The 3,515-nt window shown below is 74.6% G+C and carries 1 protein-coding gene; it reads left to right on the forward strand.

The window, feature by feature from the left end; all coding sequences use genetic code 11:
- On the forward strand, nt 1–3,515 hold a 3,515-nt coding region (locus BG452_RS31605), incomplete at both ends, for a type I polyketide synthase (RefSeq protein ID WP_188307786.1).

Genomic DNA, 3,515 nt, shown 5'->3' on the forward strand with positions numbered 1-3,515 from the left:
ACGGGCTGCTGCCGCGCACCCTGCACGTGGACGCGCCCTCCTCGCACGTCGACTGGACGGCCGGTGCGGTCGAACTGCTCACCGAGCGCGCCGACTGGCCGGCCACCGGCCACCCGCGCCGGGCGGGTGTGTCGTCCTTCGGGATCAGCGGCACCAACGCGCACGTGATCCTGGAGCAGGCCGAGCCCGAGGCCGTGCCGGACGCTGCGGAGACGGCGGGGGCGATGCCCTGGGTGGTATCCGCCAAGTCCGAGGCGGCGCTGGACGCTCAGCTCGCGCGATTGGCAGAGCTTGATGAACTCCCTTCCGCTGACGTGGCGTTCACCCTGCTCGGGCGGTCGCTCTTCCCGCACCGCGCGGTGGTCGTCGACGGGGTCGAGGTGGCCCGAGGAGTCGCGGCCGAGGGCGGGACGGCGTTCCTGTTCTCGGGGCAGGGCTCGCAGCGGCTCGGCATGGGACGGGAGTTGTACGAACGGTTCCCGGTGTTCGCCCGGGCCTTCGACGAGGTGTGCGAGGCGTTCGAGGTTCCGGTTCGGGATGTCGTGTGGGGCGCGGACGCGGAGCTGTTGAGCCAGACCGCTTACGCCCAGGCCGGTTTGTTCGCCGTCGAGGTCGCGCTGTTCCGGCTCGTCGAATCGCTGGGTGTGCGGCCGGAGTTCGTGGCCGGGCACTCGATCGGTGAGGTCGCGGCCGCGCATGTCGCCGGGGTGTTCTCGCTGGCGGACGCCTGCACGCTGGTGGCCGCTCGCGGCCGTCTCATGCAGGCACTGCCGTCCGGTGGCGCGATGCTGGCCGTGCAGGCGACGGAGGACGAAGTCCTGCCGCTGCTCGGCGAGTTCGTCTCGATCGCGGCCGTCAACGGCCCGCGCGCGATCGTCGTCTCCGGCACGGAGGACGCCGTCGCGGAGATCGAGGCGCACTTCGCCGACCGCCGGACGAACCGGCTGCGCGTCTCCCACGCGTTCCACTCGCCGCTGATGGACCCGATGCTGGCGGACTTCCGTACGGTCCTCAACGGGCTGACGTACCAAGCCCCTTCGATTCCCGTCGTCTCCAACCTCACCGGTGAACTGGGCACGGATCTGTGCGCCCCCGACTACTGGGTGCGCCACGTCCGCGAGGCCGTCCGCTTCGCCGACGGCATCCGCACGCTGGAAGCCGCAGGTGTCACCCGCTTCCTCGAACTCGGCCCCGACGCCGTCCTCACCGCCCTCACCGCGAGCGCGCTGCCCGACGCCGAGGCCGAAGCGGTCCCGGCGCTCCGCCGCGACCGGGCCGAGGAGCAGACCCTCGTCGACGCCCTCGCCCACCTCCACGTCCACGGCGCGACGGTGGACTGGGCCGCCCTGTTCGCCGCCACCGGCGGCCGGCACGTCGACCTGCCGACGTACGCCTTCCAGCGCCGCCGCTTCTGGCCCGCGCCCATCGCCGCCCGTGATGGCGACGTCCGCTCGGCCGGCCTCGGCGCCACCACGCACCCCATGCTCGGCGCCGCCGTCGAACTGGCCGACGAGGACGGGCTGCTGCTCACCGGACGGCTGTCGACCGCCGAACTCCCGTGGCTGGCCGACCACACCGTCCAGGGTGCGGTCCTGCTGCCCGGCGCGGGCCTGCTCGAACTCGCTCTGCGCGCCGCCGCCGAGGTCGGCTGCGAGCACGTGGAGGAACTGACGCTGGCCGCACCGCTGGTGCTGCCCGAGCACGGCGCACGACAGCTCCAGCTCCGCGTCGGCACGCCGGATGCGTCCGGCCGCCGGCAGCTCACGATCCACTCCCGGCCGGACGCGGATCCGGACGCCGGGTGGGTCCAGCACGCGGCCGGTTCGCTGGCCGTCAACGGCGGTGTCGAGGCGGAGTCCTTCGACGTCTGGCCGCCGGCCGACGCCGAGCCGATGCCGGTGGAGGGCGCCTACGAGCGGATGGCGGAGGCCGGCTTCGGCTACGGCCACGCCTTCCGGAACCTCCGTACGGCCTGGCGGCGCGGGAACGAGCTGTTCGCCGAGGTCGCGCTGCCGGAGGGCGTGGCGGCCGACGGCTTCGGTGTGCACCCGGCGCTGCTCGACGCCGCCATGCATGTCGCCATCGTGGACGCCGGGAGCGACGACACCGTGGTCCCGTTCGCGTGGACGGGCGCGGCGCTGCGCGCCGTCGGCGCGTCGGCGGTGCGGGTCCGGCTGGTCCGGCTCGACGGCGGCGGGCTGCGGCTCGACCTCGCCGACCCGGCGGGTGGCCCGGTGCTGACGGTGGCCTCCGTGAGGGGCCGGGCCGTCTCGGCGGCGCAGCTCGGCTCGGCCGATCCGCTCTACGCGGTCGAGTGGTCGGAGCTGCCGGCCGGTCCGGACGCGGGCACGGAGTGGACGGCCTGGGACGACCTGTCCGCCGAGGGCCCGGCTCCCGAGACCGTCGTCCTGGACTGCGCGGCCGTGGCCGCCCCGGCGGGCGACGTCCCGGCGGCCGTGCGCGCGGTGACGCAGTACGTGCTGCGCGCGGTGCAGGCCTGGCTGGTGGAGGAGCGGTTCGCGGCGTCGCGTCTGGTGGTGGTGACGCGGGGTGCGGCGGCGGTGGGTGCGGGTGAGCCGGTGGATCTGGCGCAGGCTCCGGTGTGGGGTCTGGTCCGGGCGGCGCAGGCGGAGAACCCGGGGCGCTTCGGGCTGCTGGACACGGATGGACAGGTGGTCGTCACCGCGGAGCCGGAGTCGGCCGTGCGCGGCGGGGCCGTTCACGTGCCGCGCCTGGGCCGTCTTCCGCTGGCAGAGGGTCCGCTGCCGGTCGGCGCGGAGGACACGGTGCTGATCACCGGTGGAACGGGCGGCCTGGGGGCCGTCGTGGCGCGGTACCTGGTCGCCGAGTGCGGTGTGCGCAGTCTGGTGCTGACGAGCCGTCGCGGCCTGGCGGCTCCTGGCGCGACGGAGTTGGTGGCGGAGCTGTCCGTCCTCGGTGCTGTCGTTGAGGTTCGCGCCTGCGATATGTCGGAGCGAGCGGCCGTCGCAGCGCTCATAGCGGCGATCCCGGAGCTCTCGGCGGTCATCCACGCCGCGGGCGTGGGTGACAACGGTCTGGTCGGTGCGCTCACGCCTGAGCGGATGGACACGGTCCTGGCCCCGAAGGCCGACGGCGCGTGGTTCCTGCACGAGCTGACGAGCCACCTGGATCTGGCCGCCTTCGTGATGTTCTCCTCGGCCGGTGGCCTGGTCCTGACCGCCGGTCAGGGCAACTACGCGGCCGCGAACGTCTTCCTCGACGCCCTCGCCGCCCACCGCCGCGCCGCCGGCCTGCCCGCCACCTCGATGGCCTACGGCATGTGGGACGTCGGCGCCGGCCTCGGCCGCGACCTCGCGGACGTCGACCGGGCGCGGATGGCCGTCCAGGGCGTCCCCGTCCTCGACCACGCGACCGGCCTCGCCCTCTTCGCCACCGCGCTGCGCAGCGAGCACGCCGCCGTCGTCCCGATTCGGGTCGACGCGGCCGCCCTGCGGGCCCGCACCGACGAGGTCCCCGCGCTCCTGCGCGCCCTC

This window comes from Streptomyces sp. CBMA123 (assembly GCF_014596465.1).
In the GTDB taxonomy this organism is placed as follows: domain Bacteria; phylum Actinomycetota; class Actinomycetes; order Streptomycetales; family Streptomycetaceae; genus Kitasatospora.